The 17,146-nt window shown below is 56.9% G+C and carries 17 protein-coding genes and 2 tRNA genes; 8 read left to right on the top strand and 11 right to left on the bottom strand.

All coding sequences use genetic code 11. The annotated features are described in order from the left end of the window. Positions 1-13: 13 nt before the first annotated feature. The 10 genes from nuoG to ACN0TA_RS07565 all read right to left on the bottom strand — a co-directional run bounded on the left by nuoG (position 14) and on the right by ACN0TA_RS07565 (position 9,822). Complete coding sequence (gene nuoG, locus ACN0TA_RS07610) at positions 14-2,107, bottom strand: NADH-quinone oxidoreductase subunit NuoG (RefSeq protein ID WP_417581398.1); 2,094 nt, start codon at positions 2,105-2,107, stop codon at positions 14-16. A gap of 6 nt (positions 2,108-2,113) precedes the next feature. Continuing rightward, positions 2,114-3,421 (bottom strand): NADH-quinone oxidoreductase subunit NuoF, encoded by a 1,308-nt coding sequence (nuoF, locus tag ACN0TA_RS07605; RefSeq protein ID WP_417581396.1) that lies wholly within the window; start codon positions 3,419-3,421, stop codon positions 2,114-2,116. Positions 3,422-3,433: 12 nt separating this feature from the next. Further along, positions 3,434-4,660, bottom strand: a complete 1,227-nt coding sequence (gene nuoE, locus ACN0TA_RS07600) for an NADH-quinone oxidoreductase subunit NuoE (RefSeq protein ID WP_417581394.1) — start codon at positions 4,658-4,660, stop codon at positions 3,434-3,436. Further along, positions 4,660-5,850 (bottom strand): NADH-quinone oxidoreductase subunit D, encoded by a 1,191-nt coding sequence (locus ACN0TA_RS07595; RefSeq protein WP_417581393.1) that lies wholly within the window; start codon positions 5,848-5,850, stop codon positions 4,660-4,662. The genes nuoE and ACN0TA_RS07595 overlap by 1 nt, the downstream gene beginning before the upstream one ends. Next, on the bottom strand, positions 5,847-6,449 hold the full coding sequence (locus tag ACN0TA_RS07590; RefSeq protein ID WP_417581392.1) for an NADH-quinone oxidoreductase subunit C: 603 nt from the start codon (positions 6,447-6,449) through the stop codon (positions 5,847-5,849). The genes ACN0TA_RS07595 and ACN0TA_RS07590 overlap by 4 nt, the downstream gene beginning before the upstream one ends. Before the next feature lie 9 nt (positions 6,450-6,458). Continuing rightward, a complete protein-coding gene (locus ACN0TA_RS07585; RefSeq protein WP_417581390.1) occupies positions 6,459-7,037 on the bottom strand; it encodes a NuoB/complex I 20 kDa subunit family protein in 579 nt (192 codons plus the stop codon). Then, positions 7,028-7,393 carry an NADH-quinone oxidoreductase subunit A gene (locus ACN0TA_RS07580; RefSeq protein ID WP_417581388.1) on the bottom strand — a complete coding sequence of 122 codons (366 nt, stop codon included), beginning with the start codon at positions 7,391-7,393 and terminating at the stop codon, positions 7,028-7,030. Before ACN0TA_RS07580 ends, ACN0TA_RS07585 begins: the two co-directional genes overlap by 10 nt. Positions 7,394-7,686: 293 nt before the next feature. Further along, positions 7,687-8,205 carry an outer membrane protein gene (locus ACN0TA_RS07575; protein WP_417581386.1) on the bottom strand — a complete coding sequence of 173 codons (519 nt, stop codon included), beginning with the start codon at positions 8,203-8,205 and terminating at the stop codon, positions 7,687-7,689. 273 nt (positions 8,206-8,478) lie between these two features. Further along, complete coding sequence (locus tag ACN0TA_RS07570) at positions 8,479-9,027, bottom strand: outer membrane protein (RefSeq protein ID WP_417581384.1); 549 nt, start codon at positions 9,025-9,027, stop codon at positions 8,479-8,481. A gap of 225 nt (positions 9,028-9,252) precedes the next feature. Then, positions 9,253-9,822: an outer membrane protein gene (locus tag ACN0TA_RS07565; protein ID WP_417581382.1), complete on the bottom strand. Its 570-nt coding sequence runs from the start codon at positions 9,820-9,822 to the stop codon at positions 9,253-9,255. Positions 9,823-10,304: 482 nt separating this feature from the next. Here ACN0TA_RS07565 and ACN0TA_RS07560 point away from each other — a divergent pair, with 482 nt between their 5' ends. Continuing rightward, complete coding sequence (locus tag ACN0TA_RS07560) at positions 10,305-10,931, top strand: helix-turn-helix domain-containing protein (protein ID WP_417581379.1); 627 nt, start codon at positions 10,305-10,307, stop codon at positions 10,929-10,931. Between the two features lie 576 nt (positions 10,932-11,507). After that, on the top strand, positions 11,508-12,641 hold the full coding sequence (locus tag ACN0TA_RS07555) for a hypothetical protein (protein WP_417581377.1): 1,134 nt from the start codon (positions 11,508-11,510) through the stop codon (positions 12,639-12,641). Between the two features lie 48 nt (positions 12,642-12,689). Here ACN0TA_RS07555 and ACN0TA_RS07550 read toward each other — a convergent pair. Then, positions 12,690-12,763: transfer RNA gene (locus tag ACN0TA_RS07550), tRNA-Cys, on the bottom strand. A gap of 273 nt (positions 12,764-13,036) precedes the next feature. Between ACN0TA_RS07550 and mobA the strand changes: the two genes are divergently transcribed. The 6 genes from mobA (at position 13,037) to ACN0TA_RS07520 (ending at position 15,983) form a co-directional block, all read left to right on the top strand. Then, positions 13,037-13,648 (top strand): molybdenum cofactor guanylyltransferase, encoded by a 612-nt coding sequence (mobA, locus tag ACN0TA_RS07545; protein WP_417581375.1) that lies wholly within the window; start codon positions 13,037-13,039, stop codon positions 13,646-13,648. 73 nt (positions 13,649-13,721) lie between these two features. Beyond that, positions 13,722-13,796, top strand: a tRNA-Asn gene (locus ACN0TA_RS07540). Positions 13,797-13,888: 92 nt separating this feature from the next. Next, positions 13,889-15,142, top strand: a complete 1,254-nt coding sequence (locus ACN0TA_RS07535) for a hypothetical protein (protein ID WP_417581373.1) — start codon at positions 13,889-13,891, stop codon at positions 15,140-15,142. After that, complete coding sequence (locus tag ACN0TA_RS07530) at positions 15,142-15,300, top strand: hypothetical protein (RefSeq protein WP_417581371.1); 159 nt, start codon at positions 15,142-15,144, stop codon at positions 15,298-15,300. The genes ACN0TA_RS07535 and ACN0TA_RS07530 overlap by 1 nt, the downstream gene beginning before the upstream one ends. A gap of 150 nt (positions 15,301-15,450) precedes the next feature. After that, positions 15,451-15,735, top strand: a complete 285-nt coding sequence (locus ACN0TA_RS07525; protein ID WP_417581369.1) for a hypothetical protein — start codon at positions 15,451-15,453, stop codon at positions 15,733-15,735. Beyond that, positions 15,735-15,983, top strand: coding sequence for a hypothetical protein (locus ACN0TA_RS07520; protein ID WP_417581367.1), 249 nt, complete (start codon positions 15,735-15,737; stop codon positions 15,981-15,983). Before ACN0TA_RS07525 ends, ACN0TA_RS07520 begins: the two co-directional genes overlap by 1 nt. Positions 15,984-17,146: the final 1,163 nt, after the last annotated feature.

Raw genomic sequence — 17,146 nt, 5'->3', positions numbered from 1 at the left:
CCATATCGCTGCCTTACTCCGCGGCCTGTTTCAGACCCGACATGATCTGCGAGCATTCGGCCATTACGGCGGATGCACGCGCTATGGGGTTGGTTAGGTAGAAGTCGCTGACCGGAGAGATCAGAGTGTAGCTCGACTTCGGCGCTGCAGTATCTGCCAGTGCGGATACATCGGAAGCGCTGCCTGGCGCAATGGCATCAAGCTGGGCAAGGTGTGGGTATTCCCCATAAAGCAGTGCTCGAAGCGCCGAAAGCGAGTCAAAGGGCAATGGTTGGCCCAAGACTGTCGACAGGGCGCGCAGGATTGCCCAGTCTTCCTTGGCGTCACCTGGCGCGAAAACGGCCCTTGCCGTCACCTGCACGCGCCCTTCGGTGTTGACATATGTCGCCGACTTTTCCGTGTAAGTCGCCGCTGGCAGAATGACATCGGCCCTATGTGCCCCAGCGTCGCCATGGGTACCGATATAGATGACCTTGGTATCACCGAGCGCCGTCATATCGATTTCATCAGCGCCGAGAACAAAGAGAACATCGAGCTTTCCGCCGGCTGCCGCCTTTAATATGCCGGCTGTGTCCAAGCCGCCCCGGCCAGGAACAAATCCAATATCAAGCGCACCGACGCGCGATGCGGCGTTGTGCAGGACAGCAAATCCATTCCAATCGGCGCTAAGTGCGCCGGCCGCTGACGCAATCTGTGTTGCCAGGCCGAGAACGTTTTTGGCCGAAGAACCGGTTAGCGCACCTTCACCAACGATAATGAGCGGGCGCTGTGCATTCTTGAGCACTTTAGCGAACCGCCCTTTGCCAGCAGCCAGTTCGGACAACGTATCGAGGCCAGCGCCAATATGGTCATAATCATAGGTCAAATCGGCTGCTTCGCCAACGAGCCCTATTTCGACGCCGCCTGCCCGCCAAGCCTTGCGGATACGTGCGTTAAGGACGGACGCCTCACGACGCGGGTTGGCACCTATAATCAGGATAGCATCGGCCTGTTCGATACCTGCAATTGTTGGATTGAAGATATAAGACGCCCTGCCCTTTTTCGGATTAAGGGCTGAATCGGCAGGACGGGCATCCATGTTGGAAGAGCCGAGTGAAACCATCAGGGTCTTGAGGGCATACATTTCCTCAACACCAGCCAGATCTCCAGCAATAGCTGCAATACGGCCCGGTTCGGTGGTTTTGACCAAAGCAGCAATGGCGGCAAACGCTTCGTTCCAGGATACAGCCTGAAGCTTCTTGTTTCTGCGAACATAGGGTCGATCGAGGCGCTGCGTGCGCAGACCGTCCCAGATAAATCGGGTCTTGTCGGAAATCCACTCTTCGTTGATGCCCTCGTGAATACGGGGCAAGACGCGCATTACTTCGCTTCCGCGGGAGTCGACACGAATGTTGGAACCGACAGCATCCATAACGTCGATGGACTCGGTCTTATTGAGCTCCCAGGGTCGCGCCTGGAAGGCGTAGGGTTTAGATGTCAGTGCGCCTACGGGACAGAGATCTATAACGTTGCCCTGCAGTTCGCTGGTCAGCGCCTGCTCAAGATAAGATGTGATCTCGGCATCTTCGCCACGCCCGATCAATCCAAGCTCGGAAACACCAGCAACTTCAGTCGTGAAGCGGACACAGCGGGTGCAGTGAATGCACCGGTTCATGATCGTCTTTACGAGTGGTCCGACATATTTGTTTTCGACAGCGCGCTTGTTTTCCCAATAGCGGGACGTATCCACACCATAGGCCATGGCCTGATCCTGAAGATCGCATTCACCGCCCTGATCGCAGATCGGGCAATCGAGCGGGTGATTGATCAGCAGAAATTCCATCACGCCTTCGCGGGCCTTCTTGACCATCGGCGTGTTGGTGAACATTTCCGGCGCTTCGCCATTCGGACCCGGGCGCAAATCGCGAACGCTCATAGCGCAGCTTGCTTGGGGCTTGGGTGGGCCACCCTTCACTTCAACAAGACACATGCGGCAGTTCCCCGCCACCGAAAGCCGCTCATGGTAGCAAAAACGCGGGATTTCCGCGCCTGCCGCCTCAGCAGCCTGCATCAGCGTGAAGTGATCGGGAACTTCGATCAGTTCACCATCGACCTTGATTTGCGCCATTGGTTCTTACTCCGCCGCAACCGAGGGCACTGCGCCATCGGAGGTGGACTTGTAGGTGTATGCGTCGATCCGCTCTTCAATCACGTGCCTGAAGTTGCGGATAAGGCCCTGAATGGGCCAGGCTGCGGCATCGCCCAGAGCACAGATTGTGTGACCTTCGACCTGCTTGGTAACTGCAAAAAGCATATCGATTTCGCGTTTTTGCGCTTCGCCACGCACCATGCGTTCCATAACCCGCATCATCCAGCCAGTGCCTTCGCGGCATGGCGTGCATTGGCCGCAACTCTCATGCTTGTAAAAGGCCGACAGGCGCCAAATGGCTTTGATAATGTCGGTCGACTTATCCATGACAATCACGGCAGCGGTGCCGAGAGATGAGCCAACTTCCCGCAAGCCGTCAAAGTCCATATGTGCCGAACGGATTTTTTCGCCTGGAACACAAGGTACCGACGATCCGCCTGGGATCACTGCCAGAAGGTTGTCCCAGCCGCCGCGGATACCGCCGCAGTGTTTTTCGATCAACACGTCAAACGGCGTTCCCATTTCTTCTTCGAATGTCGCAGGATTATTGACGTGCCCCGAAACACAGAAGAGCTTGGTACCTGTGTTGTTTTCACGGCCCAACCCGGCAAACCAGGAAGCGCCACGACGCAGAATTTCCGGCACAACTGCAATCGATTCGACGTTGTTGACCGTTGTCGGTGAACCATAGAGTCCCATGCCAGCCGGAAATGGCGGCTTTAGGCGCGGTTGACCTTTTTTACCTTCAAGGCTTTCCAGCAGCGCTGTCTCTTCACCACAAATGTAAGCACCGGCACCGTGGTGGACGATGATATCGAAATCCCATCCGTGAACGTTGTTCTTGCCGATCAGTTTGGCATCATAAGCCTGCTGAACAGCGGCTTCGAGCCTATGACGCTCGCGCATGAACTCGCCGCGGACATAAATGTAGGCGGCATGTGCATCCATGGCTCTCCCGGCGATCAGACAGCCTTCGATCAGATGATGCGGATCGTGACGCAGGATTTCGCGGTCCTTACATGTGCCCGGCTCGGATTCGTCTGCATTTACGACGAGATAATGCGGACGCCCGTCGTTGACCTTGGGCATGAACGACCATTTCAGGCCCGTCGAAAAGCCAGCGCCGCCGCGGCCGCGCAACCCCGACGCCTTGACCTCATTGGTCAACCATTCGCGTCCCTGGTCGAGCAAATCCTTGGTACCGTTCCACGAACCCCGACGACGCGCGCCCTCAAGCCCCCAATCGTCTTGGCCATAGAGGTTTGTGAAAATGCGATCCTGATCAGTGAGCATCGATCAAATCCTCTAGCGCGGCTTCTTGCCGAAGACGCGGACATATTCGTCGACGCCACCGTCGGCCAGCGCTTTTGCCTGGCCTTTCCAGTTGTCTCGGGCAATACGTCCTTTGAAATTTAGAACTGCGTCGACCTTTTCGACCTCTGCATCTGTGAAGGCCGCAACCTGAGCATATTGAGTGATCCCCAGACCATTGAGCTTGCGCTCGATCACAGGTCCGACCCCGGAGATAAGCTTAAGATCATCCGCTCCACCCTGCGGACGTGTGAAGAGCGGCGCGGAATCGGTGGTTGTACCTGCAGATGTCGCCGCAACCGTTTCGGACTTGCCATTTGTGCGTCCGGTGGTCTTGGTTTCCTGTCCGGTCTGGCTAGCAGTCTTTTCGACGGCGGGCGACTCAGCACCAGTAGCGCCTTCACGCGCAGCCTGATCGGGCTTGCGCCGAGCAGGACCGGAGGCCCTCTTTTCGGCTGACTCGGCTTCCGCTGCCGAAACCTTACCATTCTCGGAAGGGCCCTTAATCGCAGGAGCGGCCTCTTCGTCGATTTTTTGTTTACGACCTGGCTTGGTCGCAGCCTGCTCCGTCTCCACAGGTCCGGATTCCTTGCGCGGCCTCGACTTTGCTGGCTCGCTCAACAAAGTGGTTCGACCATCAAGCGGCGCAGAGAATGTACGACCGTTCTGGGGGCCGGCTGGAACAGTTTCACCATGGCCGTCACGGAACGCGATCAGAATTTCTTCGAAGCGTTCGGGAGTCAGGTCTTCATAGGTGTCGAATCCGATCGTTACCATCGGAGCGTTGACGCAGGCGCCGGCACATTCGACCTCCTCCCAGCTCATCGTTCCATCTTCATTGAGATGGTGCGGCTCGGTGTGAATGTGTTTCTGACAAACAGCGCGGATGTCTTCAGCACCCCGCAGCATGCAGGGCGTCGTGCCACACACTTGGATGTGGGCGCGCGTGCCGACCGGCTGCAATTGAAATTGCGTATAAAAAGTCGCGACTTCAAGCACGCGGATATAGGGCATGTCGAGCATTTGCGCGACCGACTCAATAGTGGCGCGCGATACCCAGCCATCCTGTTCCTGCGCACGCATCAGCAGCGGAATAACAGCAGACTGCTGCCGGCCAGCCGGATACATGGCAATACGTTCTTTTGCCCAAGCCGTATTCTCCTTGGAAAAGGAAAAGTTTGCCGGCTGGACGGCTTCTTCTGCAAGGCGACGCACGCTCATCAGCGATCAACCTCTCCGAACACGATGTCGAGCGATCCCAAAATTGCCGAAACGTCGGCCAACAGGTGTCCACGACAGAGAAAATCCATGGCTTGAAGATGCGCAAACCCAGGGGCGCGGATCTTGCAGCGATACGGCTTGTTGGTGCCATCCGACACCAGATAGACACCAAACTCACCCTTAGGTGCTTCGACGGCGGCGTAAACTTCCCCTTCGGGCACACGGTAGCCCTCGGTGTAGAGTTTAAAGTGATGGATCAATGCCTCCATCGAGCGCTTCATCTCGCCACGCTTGGGCGGCACAACCTTACCGTCCATTGTCGAAACCGACCCCTGCCCTTCAGGTGAGTTCAGCAGATCAACACACTGGCGCATAATCGAGTTGGACTGGCGCATTTCTTCCATGCGAACCAGATAGCGATCGTAGCAATCGCCATTCTTTCCGACAGGAATGTCAAATTCGAGCTGGTCGTAGCATTCATAGGGTTGGCTCTTGCGCAGATCCCAAGCAGCGCCCGAACCGCGCACCATGACCCCCGAAAAACCCCAGGCCCAAGCATCTTCAAGCGACACCTTTGCGATATCGACGTTGCGCTGCTTAAAGATGCGGTTTTCAGTAATCAGGTTATCGATGTCAGCAAGAGCCTTCGGGAAGGTTTCGGTAAACTTGCCGATATCATCGATCAGGTCCTGCGGCAGATCCTGATGAACGCCGCCCGGACGCACATACGCTGCGTGCATACGCGAACCTGACGCGCGCTCATAGAACACCATTAGCTGCTCGCGCTGCTCGAAGCCCCAGAGCGGCGGAGTCAGCGCACCAACGTCCAGAGCCTGCGTCGTTACGTTTAGCAGGTGTGAAAGGATGCGACCGATTTCCGAGTACAACACCCGGATGAGCTGGCCGCGAAACGGCACTTCGATGCCCAGGAGCCGCTCGACCGCCAAAGCGAAAGCGTGCTCCTGATTCATCGGCGCCACGTAGTCGAGGCGATCGAAATACGGCACGGCCTGGAGATAGGTCTTGGCTTCAATGAGCTTCTCGGTTCCGCGGTGCAGCAACCCCACATGGGGATCGACCCGCTCTACCACTTCTCCGTCAAGCTCAAGCACGAGCCGCAAAACACCATGGGCCGCGGGGTGCTGCGGACCGAAGTTAATGTTGAACGTGCGTACGTCGTGCTCGGTCATTGCTTGGCCTTCTCATCACCCGGCAACACATAGTCGGTGCCTTCCCAGGGCGAAAGATAATCGAAATTCCGAAATTCCTGCGCCAGTTTGACCGGCTCATAAACAACCCGCTTCCGCTCTTCGTCGTAACGTACTTCGACAAAGCCTGTCAGCGGGAAGTCCTTTCGCAGCGGATGACCGTCAAATCCATAATCGGTGAGAATGCGACGCAGGTCATGATGGCCCGAGAACAGGATGCCATATAGGTCATAGGCTTCACGCTCAAACCAATCCGCTCCGCGAAAAATACCGGTGATGGACGGAACCGGCGTCACTTCGTCAGTGACGATACGCACGCGAATGCGAGTGTTCTGTTGCGGGCTTAGCAAGTGATAGACCACGTCGAAACGCTGCGCCCGCTCCGGGTAATCAACGCCACACACATCGATTATGCACGTAAACTGGCAGCGCGGGTCATCACGCAACGTCCGCATGACATTGAGGATGGCGTCCGGCCTAGCCTCAAGGGTCAATTCGCCATAAGCGACGTTGTAGCCATCGAGCGCTTCGCCCAGCTTGAGCGTAATGTACTCGCCGAGTTCGGAAAGGGCGTCTTCCATTGATTGGCCTTATCGCTCGATGGTTCCGGTGCGCCGTATCTTCTTTTGAAGAAGGAGAACGCCATAGAGAAGGGCTTCAGCAGTCGGGGGGCAGCCGGGAACGTAGATGTCGACGGGCACCACGCGGTCACAACCGCGCACCACTGAATAGGAATAGTGATAATATCCACCACCATTGGCACAACTGCCCATGGAGATGACATAACGCGGCTCTGGCATCTGGTCATAAACCTTGCGCAATGCAGGCGCCATTTTGTTGGTCAGCGTACCAGCGACGATCATCACATCGGATTGACGTGGCGAGGCGCGCGGCGCGAAGCCGAAACGCTCGCAGTCATAGCGCGGCATGGACATCTGCATCATTTCCACTGCGCAGCACGCCAAGCCGAACGTCATCCACATCAACGACCCCGTGCGGGACCAGTTGATCAGCTCATCCGTTGAAGTGACGAGAAAGCCCTTGTCGGCCAACTCATTGTTGATCTCGACATAGTAAGGATCTGTCGCGCCGACGGGTAGACTGGTCGCGGGATCGATAATCCCGCGTGGCCGGGGTGCAACCAAAGTATTGTTGTCGGTCAATCCCATTCCAGAGCACCTTTGCGCCATTCATAGATGAAGCCGACAGTAAGGACCCCCAAAAAGATCATCATCGACCAAAAACCGTACCAACCGATCTCGCCAAAAGCCACGGCCCAAGGGAAAAGAAACGCCACTTCGAGATCGAAGATAATGAAGAGAATCGCCACCAGATAAAACCTGACGTCGAATTTCATGCGCGCATCGCTGAACGCCTCGAAGCCGCATTCATATGCGGACACTTTTTCGGGATCTGGCCGCTTCACGGCGATCAGAAAGGGGGCAACAAGCAACGCCAAACCAATAACGGCGGCAAGCCCTACAAAAATCAAAATCGGCAGATATGCGCTGAGCAGTTCGTTCATTGACAGCCAAGCCTTCAATAGGGCCCGGCTGGGAGCCGAGCGTGAGGACTCGCGGCTATCCGAGCCCCTGTCTTTGGACAGGGCTTAACCCACCCCCCATATGGTTTCAAGGGGAGATAAAACTGATTATTGTAGTCATGTTTTAATGGCGCTCGACGCAAGCATCCAAAGCGCGGCAAACCGTTGAAAAATCCAACGCGGCGCGTGGCTTGCGAGAAGAGACCGACTGCAACTGTGCCCGCCGCGGCTAGCGGTTCGGCAAACACAATCACGAGATCGAAGCCGCGCTGAGTCTAGAGGTGAAATGCCACACCTGCGGTCACCCGCATATCAGATGGCATCGAGCCCCACGAGCCTGTTCCGAGAACCTCGCCGCGGACGCTCATGTAATCGGTGAAGCCATATTCTGCACCACCGCCAAGGGCATAGCCGAAATCACCTGAAATGAGGCCAGTACCGCCGGTTGCGTAGATCAGCGCGTCTCCAAGTGAGACACCGCCCTTACCCAATACAAGGGCATCGATCGAAGTGGATCCGTCGATATCTGCGCCTAGCTGGGCTTCTACACCGACCACTGCGCTATCGATGGCCACGTTGACGCCCGAGAAGACACCGGCGTTCCATGACGTCGTTCCGAAGGGCACGCCGCCACCGTAGACACCGGCATAAAAGCCATCCCAATCAAAGCCATAGCCTGACCCGAGGCTCGTCGATCCGCTGACTCCATAGGGGCCATAGTCCTGAGCGGATGCGGGCCCGGCAAGGGCGATTCCAGCGACCAGGACGGCCGCCATGCGAAGAGCGAAAGACATTGGCGTCACTCCATTAAGGTTAATTGACACCATTATTGCCTCGCTGGCCCAGCTCTCAAGCCAAGGTTATGAACGTGGCTAAAACTTTACTAAAATCCGCCCTACTCTGCGCCACACCGAATGACAACAATGGCCCTAAAAACTACGGAGTTGAGTGTATTTGACGGTCAGATTGCCAGTAAATTGGCAACAAAAAAACGGCCCGGCGAATGCCGGACCGTTTTTGACATCGAATTATGGCTGGCGTTGCCCCCGCCTTGCCAGCCTCGAGTCCTAGAAGTGGAAGTTTGCACCGATGGTGAACTTGTGGATGTCGGAGTCGCCAGCATCAATGCCCCAACCGTAGACATAACGGCCATCGACCGAGATGCTGTCGGAAACAGCGAATTCAACACCAACACCGGCGAGAACCTGGTTGCCAACGCCCGAAGCGGCAGGCGCATCGAAATCGGTGCCGTAACCGACAGTACCATACAGAAGCACTTCGGAGAATGCCACGCCGCCACGTGCGGTGACTTCGCCATATGCGTATGTGTCAGGATCACCGAAGACGGCGTCGACAGCAACTTCAGCACCGAGGACGAACATGTCCCACTGTGCGTTCACGCCGAGTTCGCCACCGACGAGCCAATCAGTGTCGACAGTGTCGTTCAAACCGCCAACGCGAACACCAGCGTAGAAGCCGGACCAATCGAAGACGGGGTCAACAACCGGAGCAACCGGAGTAACGGGCATCGGCATGATCGGATCAGCAGCCTGGGCAGCCGAAGCGATTGCGACGGTAGCAGCTGCAGCAAGCAGCGTGGATTTAAGAATAGTCATTGGTGTACCTCACAGCACGGGGGTTGATCTGACTTCATATTGCCCAATCCTCGCCTGATTCCAATCCCTCCAACCCCTAAAACACCTCAAATCGGCACAATATTGCCATCAAATACCCTCGCTGTTGCCTTTCTGGCACAGGCAGTTCGGTAACCTTAGTAAATCGTATACAAAAAACGGCCCCGCGCTGGCGGGGCCGTTCGGAAATCGGTCCGTATGGATCGACTAGAAGTGGAAGTTCGCACCAATCTGGAACTTGTGGATGTCGCTCGATGTCGCATCGTTCGACTGATCCCAACCATAGAGGTACTGACCACGGATCGAAATGTCGTCGGTGGCAGCGTATTCGAGACCACCGCCGGCGAGAACGTGATCGCCTGTGCCGTTAGCAGCATCGAAGTCGGTGCCGTAACCGACAGCGCCGTATGCGAGCAGTTCTTCTGTGACCAGAACACCACCACGGGCCAGAGCCGAACCGTAAGCGTACATGTCCGGATCATCAAAGACGCCGTCGAGAGCAACTTCAGCACCGACCAGGAAGAAGTCGAACTGAGCGTTCACACCGGCCTGGGCACCAATTGTCCAATCGGTCGAGTCGGCATTGATGTCATTGGCGGCGCCAACGTTCGCACCAGCATAGAAACCGTTCCAGTCAAAGCCGCTACCTGCGTCATAGACAGGAGCGGGCGCCGGAATGGCTGGTGCTGGAATGCCGATGGCGTCAGCAGCGAATGCACCGCCGAAAGCGGTAGTGGAAATAACTGTAGCGAGAGCCACTGTCTTGAGCGAGTTCATGTTTGTTCTCCTTTGTACCGGCTGTGTGCAACTAATGGGTGCCGGTGAGCACTGGTTCCGATCCGAGAGCGCCAATTGGAAAGGCAGGACCGGGAGTGTTGCCCTGCTGCCACAACTGCGCCGAACGAGGTTCCGCACCAATGCGATGGGTCGGAATGTCGTTTCCGAGTGCGGACGAAGTGGGGCCACCTCGTGGCAGGATTAGGGCAAGCGCCCAATGTTGCTCAAATGCCACGTAAATATAGTTAAGCATCCGTAAACATTGTACTTTTCTAAACGGCGTCTATTCCCTTTCAAGCCCCGGATGGCCTGGGCTTTGGCCATTCCGACCCACCTGCAAGTTGGCATTGGCACTTATCGACCTCGGTAGCTTCATCTGCGCCTGTTTTTGATATCCCGTCGCGACGGGAACGATTCTGGTGGCACCTGGACGGCGAGAAAGTGCTACCGATTGTGTCGGGCCAGGCTCTTGGAGGGATGAAATGAACCGCGCAGAAGGAATCGCACAATCGCTGCAGGCTGCCAAAGTGGGTGCACTTATCCGCGCACGACGCCACGACTTGCGTATGACATTGCAAGCTCTGGGACAGCAGGCAGGCGTTTCAGTCGGCTATCTCAGTCAGGTGGAACGTGACCAAGCGTCCCCTTCCCTTTCCACATTGGCGTCGATCGCCCGCGTACTCGGCGTGCGGGTCGATTACTTTATTGCCACCCCCAGTGCCCAGGATTCCCTGACAAGAGCCGGCGAGCGCATGCGTTTTTCGGTCAATGATGCGCTCGTCAGCTACGAGCAACTTCATGCCGAGTTTCCCGGTAATGTGTTGTCATCGTTTCTCATTACCATCGCTCCGGGATATCGTTCGGAGGCCGCCCATCACGAAGGTGAGGAGATCGTCTATGTGGTCGAGGGCCATCTCACCCTGTGCATCGACGGGCAAGATACCGTGGTCGGGCCGGGCGATAGCCTGCATTTTCGCGGCAATCGCAGCCATAGTTGGTCCAACGAAACCGAGAGCCCGGTACGGCTGATGTGGTCGGGAACGCTTACAATGTTTCGCTCTAGCTCTGACGGGTCGGCCCTTCAAACGGCCGTTACCCGCGACGCCTGAATTCCATGTCCGAAAGCAATAAAGTCATCGCCCTTATTAGGGTTGGATGGCGCGTGTTGCCCCAATATCGGTAATCCACATTTCCAGAAGGTTGGAGATTTTGGCTTATTCGAGCCGCATGCGAGATCGGCCAATCTTAGATCTCGGCCGAGCCAGCCGGGTGAAAAAACCAGGCCTTGGGAACCGGGGCCGCCCACTGTCCAGCAGCCATTGGCTTAGCCTTTGGCCCGCCCCATTTGAATGCGGCGGCGTACGAGCCTAATTGGCCATGACAACAGACCGAGAGCGAGAAGCGCCGCCGCTATAAAAACGATGCCTGCCAACAACAAAGTACCGAGAATGACGGCAGGGATTGAATTGGCCTTGGGTATTTCCGCTGCGGGGGCATATGCGTGAAGGGGTGCAATTATTGTTGTCGTTTTCATCTTCGCACTTTCAATGGGCGGCCATTACTGAACGCAGCACACAGCGCACATGTTCCGCCGCCACCCGTTCCTTGATGCGCCACAAAGATTGACCAATACCGTCAAGTTGGTCAGCCTTGGTTGCGCTAGCATTACGCAAAGGGCGAACAGGATGTTTCATGCTTGGACGAAGCCGACCGGATTGGCCATCTGTGCCATATTGGCGACAGCGAGCCACGCGCTTTGCCAGGGCATCTATTATGGGCAGCGCGAATGGGATGGACCGAACAACGGCTTGATGAACATTTCGACTTTCGTTTTCCGCGATATCAATGCCAGTGGAAGCTACGATCTGGGTGATCGCGTCTTTGCCAATATCGCTGTCGAAATGCTTGCGCCTTCCGGTGTGGTTGCCGTCGCGCGCACCAATATCGGCGGCTATGCCAATTTCAACGCATCGGTTGCGCTCGCCGGAGCAGAAATTCCAGGCGAAGGCGCCTACAGCTTCCGCGTGGTACCGCCACCGGGCTGGGCCGTCACAACAGGCAATGGCGAGCAGAGCGTTTCAATATCGGGCCTGGCGGGGGCGCCAGGCGATCTTGTCGCCGATTCTGTGCCGCAACCTGTCGGGTTGGCAGCCATACCCGAAATTCGAGGGCGGCAGGACGAAGGCGACACGATTATTGCATCGAACGCATCGGGACACACCGTTCAGGCTCAAGCCGCCGAGGATGGCGTCTTTCGTATTCCCGCATCCCCTGGCCCCTGGACCATCGGTAACAGGGCGATCGAGGTGGGACACATACCGATCGTCTTGCCCGGGGACTGGTCTGCGGAAGGTCGAACACAAGGATCGACGAAGACGCTGGGGTTCGACGATCTTTTTGTCGGCGATGAGATCTTAAAGGTGCCCAATGGCTACGGAGGTTTACAGTGGGAAAACTGGGTCGCTGTTCACGCCCGCTTCTATGAGGGCGAAGGCTATATCAACACCGCCGTCTCAGATGAGTATGTCGCCTATACAAGCTCGGGACACCCCACTGCAGTCTTGAGCGACGTTCCCTTCGACTTCCTTGGCGGTTATTTCGGCGTGGCCTGGAGCAGCGCAGAAGGCGAAATATTACGCATTCGCGCCTGGCGCGACGGTGCATTGATTCACAGCGATAGGTTCGCTCTATCGGCCTATGGGCCCGTCTATTTTGCCGCCGACTACAAATCGATCACACGCCTCGAATTTGCTACCGAGCATTATTGGCAGGCCGTCGCTGACGATTTGCGTTTCGTGACCACAGAACGGGCGCAATAGCGAGAGCGCTGCAGCGCCCTGCAAGGCAGAATCGACAAGTTTGGGAAATGGAGGCCTCGACCGGAATCGAACCGGTGTGGACGGATTTGCAATCCGCTGCGTCACCACTCCGCCACGAGGCCTCTAGCCGCGGCTTTTAGAGCAATCCCCGGCACTTGGGCAAGACCGTAACTTCACAAACGCCAATTTTTTGCGCTGCCTGCTGCACAGGCGCCGGCCTTTGGAGAAGAAACGGCCAATACAATATCGCCCGCAGTTGGGTGTGCAGCAAATCCCGACTGGCGAGGTCGATCAACGCAGGCGCTACCATCTAAAATTTGTAAAAATCCGGGGTGGCGCAACCGCGGGGACTTATGTCCCTTATGTGCTGGCGATTGAATTTTCGGGACAAGGGCATGGAAATCGTTGGACTGATTCTCGCTGGCGGCGAGGGCCGACGGCTGGGCGGTGTGCGCAAGAGCGCGCTCAGAATCGGCAATCGGGCGCTGATCGATTGGGTCGCAAATTCGCTCGGGCAAACATGCCGTCAAATCCTCGTATCGAGCGGTTCCTGGCCAGCGTCGAGCGAATCGGAGTTCGTTTGTGTGCCCGACGCGCAAGGCGGAATTACCGGTCCGACAGCGGGGCTGCTGGCCGGCGCTTTATGGGTGAAGCAGCACGCCCCCGATTCGCTGATGCTTTCGGTGTCGGTCGATACGCCGTTCTGGCCCGTCGGTTTTGCCGACCATGCAGAGCCACTGCTCGGCCCTGCGACTCATTGTGTTGTGAGCGCCTATGAAAATCGAGACTACCCTACCAACGCCCTATGGAGACCCAAGCCGCTTATTGCGCATCTTGAGGGCATCCCCCCCGCTCCACGCGGTCCGCGGATCCGCGACGTTCAGGCGGCACTAGGCGCGCGCTGGCTCGATTACGGACCGATGAGCACTGAGAACCCCTTTGTCGGCGTCAACAAACTGGACGATCTGCTTGTCCTTTCGGGCCGTCTCGCACATATGCAGACATGAAAGGCAAATGGGGGGTTGGCAAGCGCCACCAAATTGGCTAGATCATCGCCACCTGCCAAGCAGGGCTACACGTTCCCCGGTAGCTCAGTGGTAGAGCAACCGGCTGTTAACCGGTTGGTCGCTGGTTCGAATCCGGCCCGGGGAGCCAATAGCCCGCCTAAAAGGCCTTAATTCCCAGAGTTTCAAGGGTTTTCGCTGCCCCCGAGGTACACTTAAAGGTACACCGAGGGGTACACTGACGTGATTATGGACGTGCCATATCTACAGCAGCGCGGGAATAGTTGGCGGTATCGCCGTAAGGTGCCACCTGCCCTCAAATCAGCTCTTGGCAAGGGCGAACTCGTTTTTCCTCTGGGAAGTACCAAGGCGCTCGCACTGAGCCGCTACGGCCAAATCCACAAGCAAGCAGAAGCGATCTTGGCACGGGCGGCACAGCCTGTGGAAAACGCATCCCCTACCGCTCTCGACCTATATAAACATGCCCTGTCGATTGCAGCGTCTTTTGGATTGAGTAACGACTGGACGGGGCGCGGCGGACCAGACGACCCGGAGGACCTTGCACGGGACGTCATCGCTGAGGATATCTTAGCGAAATACCAGCGTGATGAGGATGATCATCCAATCGGGGTCAGTCAGTCTGATAAGGCCTTGCTTCAGGTTCTGGCGCGAGGTGCCGAACCTGCGAAGCCGAAGGCAACCCTCGAAGATGCTCGGCGGGTCTACCTCTCTGAGAACATTAAGGATGACAAGAAGGCGAAGCTCCAGCTCGACAATATTTTCAAGCTCATCAGTCCTGTTCTCACACCAGAGCGTCCGCTTGCCAGCATAAGCCGTGCCGATGCCCGCGCCGTACGTGATTGTCTGCTCGATGGGCGCACGATTGAGTCCGCCAAGCGATACCTCAACACTGTACGCTCCATGCTGAACGTAGCGATCAGAGAACTTGAGCTGACCGGAAAAGTCCATAATCATTTCCTCAGCTTACCTGTGGGCAATAAGGAGCAAGCCACACCGGGCAACAAAAACAGAGACTCCTTCACTGAACAGGAGCTTGAGAAGACCCGCGCCCGGGTTCTTTCGATGGCACGGACTGACATTCAGCTCATATGGCGCATTCTGGAAATGACGGGATGCCGCCCAAGCGAAGTCGCAGGATTGCGGGTGGAAGACGTCTATGTACGCCACGCTATTCCACACATCGATGTCGAATGGCATGAGGTCAGGCGAGTAAAAACACTCTCTTCCCGACGCAAGGTGCCCCTGTTGGGTGACGCGCTCATGGCCGCGCGGGAAGCAGTTGCCCTCGCTGGTTCCAGCAAAGGTCTGTTCTCTGCCTATTTCCGTGAGGGCGGGCCGGACAGCTTTCGGCGGCGTTGGGGAAGCACGTACGTGCCTGCGTACCTCGTAAAAAGATTGTCCCCTACTCGCTACGTCATCGCATTGACGACAGACTGGAGTTGGCCAAGGTCCAGCCCTACACCGTTGATCTCGTGATGGGGCACACAGCTGGAAAGTCAGGCGAAACCTACGGCGGTGAATATGCTCGCCTTCTCCTCGCTCAGGAAGCGCTAGAGGCCGCACTTGCGCCGGAGATAACGGCCAAGCTGAAAGCCATTTCCGAATTCACCGAAGACTTCAACAGCCAGCTTTAGGAGCCCTTTGGCGGGCGCATGGGGCGGCGTTAAGCGCAGCTGGTAGCTCATCCCAGCGCGACGACTTCACGACTCCCACGCGTCCCCCTGAGGGCTCACCTCACGCTTCCCGAAAGCGGGCAGCGCCACCGCGAAACTTAGGGGCTTTCCATGCGCGGTCTTATCTCTTTTCTCTCCGGTCTGGTCTTCAACGTGCGCGAGGACTTTCGGGAGTTCGCCAGCCGCCACTTCAGCAATGGCCTTGGCGGGTCCACTTCGGGCATCTTCATTCGGCTCCCATTTACCCGCGTCAGCGCCTTTATCGAGTGGCGCGAAGTCAGCATCGGGATTGGTCACGGGCGCACCGGACAGCGTGACTGGTCATTCTACCTTGGGCGTGTCCAGGGCGTACTCTCAATTGAGCCGAAAGTTGGCACAACGCTCGGGAGGTCGTGATGGAAGTTAAGATCGCCGCGACCCTCGTGATGATGATCATCGGGCCTGATACTTCATCAGTCGCCATCGACCATCTCCAGTTCTCATCGCTGCAGGCATGTGAAAGCGCCGAAGGGGTGCTGGGTGTAGTGGAGGAGCCTTCCAGCGCCCAACGTAGGGCTGAGCTTCAAGCTCTATTCGAGGACATCGGGGCAGAATACCGACCTTTCCCGGGAGGCATATATACGGTCTGCCTGAGCGACCCGTGACGGTCGACACATAAGGATGCACTGGCAACCGGCTCTGGAGGGCGGCCTCATGCTGCCCGCCGAGGCTCACCGGGGCGAAGGCGCTGGAGTTCGCGTGTCGATCATCTGGCCACGGTCACGTGTATCGAGCGGCCCGTCGAGCCGGTACCGTGTATTTCGACCCAGACGAGAGCCTCTCCACTCATGATGTCACGGGCGGCTTGGGGGGTGATTGTGCCTCGATTTAGCATCCCCTCCATGATCGCCCTATTGGCATCCGAGCCAAAGAAGCTGTCCCATTGGTCAAGTGGGTCACGATACCCAAAGCGATGCTAGTTGGCCCGGTCCTGCCTTAACACCTGCCACGGATTGGCAAGCGGGACGCCACCGGAATTGAAAAGGTCCCTATAGGTGATCTGGGCAAAGTACCCCTCCAGCACCCGGTCCTGCATTGGCAACGACCGAATGGTTGACTGAGACGATGCCGGGCTGCTGAACGCGAGGCAGCATGCAAGGGCGAGGCTGGCTATAAACGGTTTCATGTGTCCCCCAAGTATTTCGACGATGCTATCACGAAGGGGCTGTGTTGCCGTTTCACAATTCTATCAATTTGTAGCTTCTTCGGCTGGGTGTTTCGGGCCACAGAAAGCCTTCCTATGACGACCACCTTCAAGCCCCTCGACGTTACCTCCGAGAGTGGGCTCCGGGCATTCGATTTCGCTAGCCTTGAGCTGCGCGTCCTGATGATGGACGGCGAGCCGTGGTTCGTGGGGGCTGATGTACTGCAGGGGATGCCGCTACGTGATTTACCGTCCTCGTCTACATATAGTAGACCTCACCCTCGGAAAAGCACCACATTCTGTATGCCAATTACCCCTCACAGTAGGAGGCCCCCGGGTGGTTACCTTAGGGTTATGTGGGGGTGAGCTGAGGTTTGCCCTGTGGTCCTTGAAGTGGACTGAAGTTTCACCCACCACCACCATTCCCCTCGATCATATTCTCATGCGCTCAGGGAGGGGGTCATAACCTTGGCCCTCCTTGATAAGCTGGTTCTTATAGAGCTGGTCAGGTCACCGCCCGGTCCTTCTTAAGTCGTCCCCTTAAGGGTGCCCCAAAGGTACACGGAATAAAAATTACCAAAAATGTGAGACGGCAAGATCGAATAACCAGACCGAGCACCCCCC

This window comes from Pelagibacterium sp., from assembly GCF_048264985.1.
Taxonomy (GTDB): Bacteria; Pseudomonadota; Alphaproteobacteria; order Rhizobiales; family Devosiaceae; genus Pelagibacterium.
This window is presented reverse-complemented; position numbering and strand designations above follow the sequence as displayed.

Coding starts and splice junctions, on each gene's coding strand:
- mobA (WP_417581375.1), top strand. CDS start 13,037: ATGGAAATCGTTGGACTGATTCTCGCTGGCGGCGAGGGCCGACGGCTG.
- nuoG (WP_417581398.1), bottom strand. CDS start 2,107: ATGGCGCAAATCAAGGTCGATGGTGAACTGATCGAAGTTCCCGATCAC.
- ACN0TA_RS07570 (WP_417581384.1), bottom strand. CDS start 9,027: ATGACTATTCTTAAATCCACGCTGCTTGCTGCAGCTGCTACCGTCGCA.
- ACN0TA_RS07580 (WP_417581388.1), bottom strand. CDS start 7,393: ATGAACGAACTGCTCAGCGCATATCTGCCGATTTTGATTTTTGTAGGG.
- ACN0TA_RS07590 (WP_417581392.1), bottom strand. CDS start 6,449: ATGGAAGACGCCCTTTCCGAACTCGGCGAGTACATTACGCTCAAGCTG.
- ACN0TA_RS07575 (WP_417581386.1), bottom strand. CDS start 8,205: ATGTCTTTCGCTCTTCGCATGGCGGCCGTCCTGGTCGCTGGAATCGCC.
- nuoF (WP_417581396.1), bottom strand. CDS start 3,421: ATGCTCACTGATCAGGATCGCATTTTCACAAACCTCTATGGCCAAGAC.
- ACN0TA_RS07525 (WP_417581369.1), top strand. CDS start 15,451: ATGCGCGGTCTTATCTCTTTTCTCTCCGGTCTGGTCTTCAACGTGCGC.
- ACN0TA_RS07520 (WP_417581367.1), top strand. CDS start 15,735: ATGGAAGTTAAGATCGCCGCGACCCTCGTGATGATGATCATCGGGCCT.
- ACN0TA_RS07565 (WP_417581382.1), bottom strand. CDS start 9,822: ATGAACTCGCTCAAGACAGTGGCTCTCGCTACAGTTATTTCCACTACC.
- ACN0TA_RS07560 (WP_417581379.1), top strand. CDS start 10,305: ATGAACCGCGCAGAAGGAATCGCACAATCGCTGCAGGCTGCCAAAGTG.
- ACN0TA_RS07555 (WP_417581377.1), top strand. CDS start 11,508: ATGTTTCATGCTTGGACGAAGCCGACCGGATTGGCCATCTGTGCCATA.
- ACN0TA_RS07530 (WP_417581371.1), top strand. CDS start 15,142: ATGGGGCACACAGCTGGAAAGTCAGGCGAAACCTACGGCGGTGAATAT.
- ACN0TA_RS07595 (WP_417581393.1), bottom strand. CDS start 5,850: ATGACCGAGCACGACGTACGCACGTTCAACATTAACTTCGGTCCGCAG.
- nuoE (WP_417581394.1), bottom strand. CDS start 4,660: ATGAGCGTGCGTCGCCTTGCAGAAGAAGCCGTCCAGCCGGCAAACTTT.
- ACN0TA_RS07585 (WP_417581390.1), bottom strand. CDS start 7,037: ATGGGATTGACCGACAACAATACTTTGGTTGCACCCCGGCCACGCGGG.